General features: G+C 72.2%; 5 protein-coding genes. 2 read left to right on the forward strand and 3 right to left on the reverse strand.

Going from position 1 to position 5201, the window contains the following annotated elements; translation table 11 throughout:
- Positions 1-31: 31 nt before the first annotated feature.
- Positions 32-793 carry an SDR family oxidoreductase gene (locus tag E1281_RS37310; protein ID WP_131884417.1) on the reverse strand — a complete coding sequence of 254 codons (762 nt, stop codon included), beginning with the start codon at positions 791-793 and terminating at the stop codon, positions 32-34.
- A gap of 290 nt (positions 794-1083) precedes the next feature.
- Here E1281_RS37310 and E1281_RS37315 point away from each other — a divergent pair, with 290 nt between their 5' ends.
- Entirely contained in the window at positions 1084-2685 is a 1602-nt protein-coding gene (locus E1281_RS37315; RefSeq protein WP_131884418.1) for a class I adenylate-forming enzyme family protein, read from the forward strand.
- A gap of 27 nt (positions 2686-2712) precedes the next feature.
- Here E1281_RS37315 and E1281_RS37320 read toward each other — a convergent pair whose 3' ends face one another.
- Positions 2713-3525 (reverse strand): NAD(P)H-binding protein, encoded by an 813-nt coding sequence (locus E1281_RS37320; protein WP_131884419.1) that lies wholly within the window; start codon positions 3523-3525, stop codon positions 2713-2715.
- 139 nt (positions 3526-3664) lie between these two features.
- Positions 3665-4246: a TetR/AcrR family transcriptional regulator gene (locus tag E1281_RS37325; RefSeq protein WP_131884420.1), complete on the reverse strand. Its 582-nt coding sequence runs from the start codon at positions 4244-4246 to the stop codon at positions 3665-3667.
- A gap of 92 nt (positions 4247-4338) precedes the next feature.
- Here E1281_RS37325 and E1281_RS37330 point away from each other — a divergent pair, with 92 nt between their 5' ends.
- Entirely contained in the window at positions 4339-5199 is an 861-nt protein-coding gene (locus E1281_RS37330) for an NAD(P)-binding domain-containing protein (RefSeq protein WP_131884421.1), read from the forward strand.
- The last annotated feature ends 2 nt before the right edge of the window (positions 5200-5201 follow it).

Consider the following 5201-nt stretch of genomic DNA (forward strand, 5'->3'; position numbering starts at 1 on the left):
GTGGGACGCAGGGGTGGCGCGGGCGGGGCGGTCAGCCGAAGTTGGCCTGGCCGCCGTCCAGCGGCACGGTCGCCCCGGTGAGGTAGCGCATGGCCGGCTGGAGGAGCGCCACCACGGCCCGGCCGATGTCCTCTTCGCAGTCGCCGATGTAGCCGAGCGGGATCGTTTTGCGGAACTCCTCGGCCGCCTCGGGGTCGTTCTCCGCCCACCACTGGAGCCCCGGTGACAGCGCGTGGGGGGCGATGTTGTTGGCGCGGATCCCGTCCGGCCCCCACTCGGCCGCCGCGGTGCGGGTCAGCGACCGGAGCGCCTGCTTGGCCGCCGCGTAGGCGCCGTAGGTGGACGGGTCCCAGCGGACCATGGCGGAGGTGACGAGGTTGATGATGCCGCCTCCGCCGCGTGCCTTCATGTGCGGATGGCACGCCTTCATGAACGCGAACGCGGCGAACGGGCCGGTGGCGAACCCCTTCTGGAACTTCGCGTCGCTCATCGACAGCAGCGGTCCGAAGGAGCCCGAGTAGGCGTTGTTGACGAGGATGTCGATGCCGCCGAACGCGTCGGCGACCTGTTCGACCACCCCGGGGATCGCGTCGGTGTCGGCGACGTCGCAGACGAACGCCTCCGCCTTCGCGCCCCGCGCCTCGATCAGCTCGCACGTGGTGTCGAGCTTGGCCCGCGTCCGGCCCAGCACGGCGACCGCCGCGCCCTCGGACGCCAGCGCGAGCGCGATGCCCTGCCCCACGCCGTGCCCGGCGCCCGTCACGATCGCGACCCTGTCGCTGAGGCTTCCCATGATCACTCCCGCTCAGTCCTGCGTGCGCGCCCAGCCCGGTCCGTGTCGGCCCGGTCTGCTCAGTCCTGGTCCGGGTCATCGTGATGTGACTCGGCCCACGTCATCGCCCCAGTCCCGCTCACCGGGAGAGGTTTTGGCCGGACCCGGCGCGGCGATCCCGCTGAGCGGAACGACCTGGTGATGCGCGTGCCGCGGCGGCCGACAATGGGCCGTCCCCGCGGGTGGACCGGCGAGAGTCGACCGGCGAGTGCGGACCCGGCGAGTGCGGACCGGCGAAGAGGAGAGGGCCGATGGAGATCATGGGGAGGCTGACCGGTCCGGGCGGCGAGTTCGAGCTCCGGGAGGAGAGCGTGCTCGGCGTCCCGACGCCGGTGTTCGCGAACCGGGCCCGCAGCCTCGGCGAGGTGCTCAACCGCTCGGCGTCCTACGGCGGCCGGGACTACCTCGTCACCGCGTCCCGCCGGCTGAGCTTCGCCGAGCACGCCGCCGCCGTCGCGTCCATGGCCAGGGCGCTGCGGGACGACCTCGGCGTGGAGCCCGGCGACCGCATCGCGATCAACGCCGCCAACTCCCCCGAATGGATCGTCTCCTTCTGGGCGGCGATCGCGGCCGGGGCCGTCGCGGTCGGCTACAACGCCTGGTGGGCGCCGCAGGAGATCGAGTACGCGCTCGGCCACACCGACCCGAAGATCGTGATCGCGGACGAGAAGCGGGCCGCGCTGATCTCCGAGGACGTCCTGACGGTCGAGAGGGACGTGCCCTCGCTGATGGCGCGCTACCCGGACGCAGAACTGGACATCCCGGACGTCGCCGAGGACGACCCGGCCGTCATCCTCTACACGAGCGGCACGTCGGGCCGTCCCAAGGGCGCCGTCCACTCGCACCGCAACCTGGCCTCGGTGATCGAGTACCACCGGTTCAACGACGCCGTCATGAGCGAGTTCGGCGTCGACCCGTCGACCCGCCGCTACCTGCTCGCGATGCCGCTGTTCCACATCGCGTCCCTGCACAACCTCGCCGTCCCGCGGCTCGCCACCGGCACCGCCGCGGTCCTGACCGAGGGCGGGTTCGACGTGGACAAGGTCCTCGGCCTGGTCGAGAAGGAGCGGGTGACGAACTGGGGCGCCGTGCCCACGATGGCGCACCGCATGATGGAGCACGGCGACCTGTCGAAGTACGACGTGTCCTCGCTCACCGCGTTCGCGCTGGCCTCCGCGCCGTCCTCGCCGGCGTTCAAGGAGCGGCTGCAGAAGGTGTTCCCGCCGGCGCGCGGCGCCCTGGTCGACAGCTACGGGCTGACGGAGTCGTGCACCGGGATCTCCGTCGCCACCCCCATGGACCTGGCCGAGGCGCCGGGGACGCTCGGCCGCCCGACGATCGGCGTCCAGCTGGAGATCCGCGACCCGGACGGCAAGCCCGTGCCGGAGGGCAGCGAGGGCGAGGTGTGCGTCCGCAGCGCCTACAACATGATCGGCTACTGGCGGGACCCGGAGGCCACCGCCCGCGCCGTCGACGAGGACCGCTGGCTGCGCACCGGCGACATCGGCGTGCTGGAGGAGGGCCGGCTGCGGCTCACCACCCGGCGCTCCGACCTGATCATCCGCGGCGGCGAGAACGTCTACCCGATCGAGATCGAGAACGTCCTCGCCGAGTACCCCGGGGTGCGCGAGTGCATCGTCGTCGGCACCGCGCACCCGGAACTCGGGCAGGAGGTGGCGGCGATCGTCGTCGCCGCCGGCGCCCTGCCCTCCGCCGAGGAGCTGACGGCCTTCGCCAAGGAGCGCCTCGCCTACTTCAAGGTCCCGACCCGCTGGCATGTGACGACCGACCCGCTGCCCCGGAACGCCACCGGCAAGGTCCTCCGCAAGCAGGTCGAGGCGGAGCTCGCCTGACGCTCCCCGGCCGGACCGCGGGGAACCTCAGCGGTCGACGTGGGACAGGCCGGGGCTCGGGGCCGGCGCGGGCGTCGCCCGCCCGAGCCGCTCGTCCAGGAAGTCCTCCCAGGTGCGGGTGCCGTGGTCGGCGCCGTCCAGGCTCAGGTTGTCGCCGGCGCGGTAGGCGCGGCCGGCCTTCCCCGGTATGCGGACGGGCATCATCGGACGGCGCTTGCCGCGCGCCCCGAGGTGGCCGCGGACCAGTTCGTCCAGCCCGTAGACCTTCGGTCCGGCGAGGTCGGGCACCCGTCCGGAGGGCGCGCCGAGCGCCAGCCCGGCGAGCCGTGCGGCGACGTCGCGGGCGTCGACCGGCTGGAACCGGAGACCGCCCGGCTTCGGGACGACCGGGAGCTTCGCCATGCTCCCCACGACCTTCAGGACGAGGTCGTGGAACTGGGCGGCGCGCAGGATGGTCCACGGCACGCCCGAGTCGATCACGGCGCGCTCGGCCTCCAGCTGGGTCTTGAGCCAGGCCAGCGGGACCCGGTCGGCACCGATGACCGAGATGAACACCAGGTGCCGCACACCCGCCCGCGACGCGGCCCGCGCCAGGTTCCGGGCGGCCTCGTCGTCGCCCTTGGCGCCGCCCGCGAGATGGACGACGGTCTCCGCGCCGCCGACGGCCGCCTCGATCCCCTCGTTCTTGAGGAGGTCGCCGGTCACGTACTCGATGCCGTCCACGGCCTCACGGCTGCGCCGGCTGAGCACCCGCACGTCACGGCCGGCCTCGCGCAGAAGCGGGACGACGTGCCGCCCGAGCGTGCCCGTACCACCGGTGACCAGGATGGGTGACGTCATGACTCCTCCAGACGCTCCCGGCCCGAAGGCCGGATGAGCTTGTTCCGTACATCCACCATCACGACTCACCCGCGGCCCGAAACGTGACATCCGCCGGTCGCCCCGTTCCCGCGATCCGTCCGGAAGCGGCGCGGGGCGCTCAGCGGTACGCGTCGATGAGCACGGCGAGGTGCCTGCCGGCGATCTCCAGCGGTGTCTCGCTCTGGGACACCTGTGCCGAAAGCTCCGCGCCCTCCACCAGGTTGATCACACTGTGGGCGAGGTCGTACGCCACGTCGGCGGCGAAGCCGGAGTTCACGAGCGCGTCGCGGACCAGCGTGCGCCAGTTCTCGTAGGCGTCCTCCGCGGCCTGCTGGAGCTCCGGCACCAGGCCCGCGCTCTCCAGCGCCGTGATGGTGACCGGGCAGCCGTCGAGCCAGCCGGACTCGCGCAGGCCCGCCGCCAGGTCGCGGGTGCAGGCGGCGATCGCCGCGGCCGGATCGCCCTCCGCGGCGAACGCGGCGCGCAGGAACTCGGCGAACTCCCTGTCGCCGTGGCGGATCGCCTCCACTCCCAGCTCCCGCTTGCCGCCCGGGAAGAAGTGGTAGACCGAGCCCAGCGTCGCCTGGGCCTCCTGGGAGATCTGCTTGAGGCCGGTCGCCTCGTATCCCTGCCGCTGCATCAGGCGGGAGGTCGCCCGGACGATCCGTTCCCGGGTGCCGATCTCGTGCTGCGTCCGCATGGGCCCATCGTACTGAGTAGAGCGTTCGTTCTAGTTCTGTGCTACGGTCACGGCTAAGTAGAGCGTTCTTTCTAGTAGCGGGGAGATCATTCATGACGTCCGTGACCGTGATCGGGCTGGGCCCCATGGGGCAGGCCATGGCCGGTGCCTATCTCGGCGGCGGCTACGAGGTGACGGTGTGGAACCGCACGCCCGCCAAGGCGGATGAACTGGTGGCGCGCGGCGCGAAGAGGGCGGAGTCCGTCGAGGAGGCGCTCACCGCCAACGACCTGGTGGTACTGAGCCTGATCGACTACGACGCGATGGACGGCGTCCTGGCGCAGGCCCCGGAGGCCGCCCTGGCCGGGCGCACCCTCGCCAACCTCACCTCGGACACCCCGGACCGGGCACGTCAGGCGGCCGCATGGCTGGCCGGGCGCGGGGCCGTGCAGATCACCGGTGGCGTGCTGGTGCCGCCTCCGGGCATCGGGACGCCCGGCGCCTCGTCCTACTACAGCGGCCCCGAAGAGGCGGTCGAAGCGCACCGGCCCGCCCTTGAGGTGCTGACGGGGATCGAGTACCTCGGCGAGGACCATGGGCTGGCGGCGCTGTACTACCAGATCGGCATGGACATGTTCTGGACGGCACTGTCCGGCTACCTGCACGGCCAGGCCGTGGCGGAGGCCAACGGAATCTCGGCCGAGGACTTCCTGCCGCATGCCGTGAAGTCGATGGACCTCCGCTATTTCCAGGAGTTCTACGCCCCGCGCATCACCGCGGGCGACCACGAGGGGACCGTCGACCGGATCTCCATGGGCGTGGCGAGCGTGGAGCACGTGCTGCACACCGCGCGGGCGTCCGGTGTGGACGGCTCGCTCCCGGCCGCCGTCCTGAAGGTCTTCCGCGACGGGGTCGCCGCCGGCCACGGCCAGGACAGCCTCACCAGCCTGATCGGCGTGCTGAAGCAGACCTGACG

The sequence above is a fragment of the Actinomadura sp. KC345 genome (assembly GCF_004348515.1).
Lineage (GTDB): Bacteria > Actinomycetota > Actinomycetes > Streptosporangiales > Streptosporangiaceae > Spirillospora.

Bases quoted from the DNA above. Each gene is read 5' to 3' on its own strand.
- E1281_RS37310 (WP_131884417.1), bottom strand. From the start codon at position 793: ATGGGAAGCCTCAGCGACAGGGTCGCGATCGTGACGGGCGCCGGGCAC.
- E1281_RS37315 (WP_131884418.1), top strand. From the start codon at position 1,084: ATGGAGATCATGGGGAGGCTGACCGGTCCGGGCGGCGAGTTCGAGCTC.
- E1281_RS37320 (WP_131884419.1), bottom strand. From the start codon at position 3,525: ATGACGTCACCCATCCTGGTCACCGGTGGTACGGGCACGCTCGGGCGG.
- E1281_RS37325 (WP_131884420.1), bottom strand. From the start codon at position 4,246: ATGCGGACGCAGCACGAGATCGGCACCCGGGAACGGATCGTCCGGGCG.
- E1281_RS37330 (WP_131884421.1), top strand. From the start codon at position 4,339: ATGACGTCCGTGACCGTGATCGGGCTGGGCCCCATGGGGCAGGCCATG.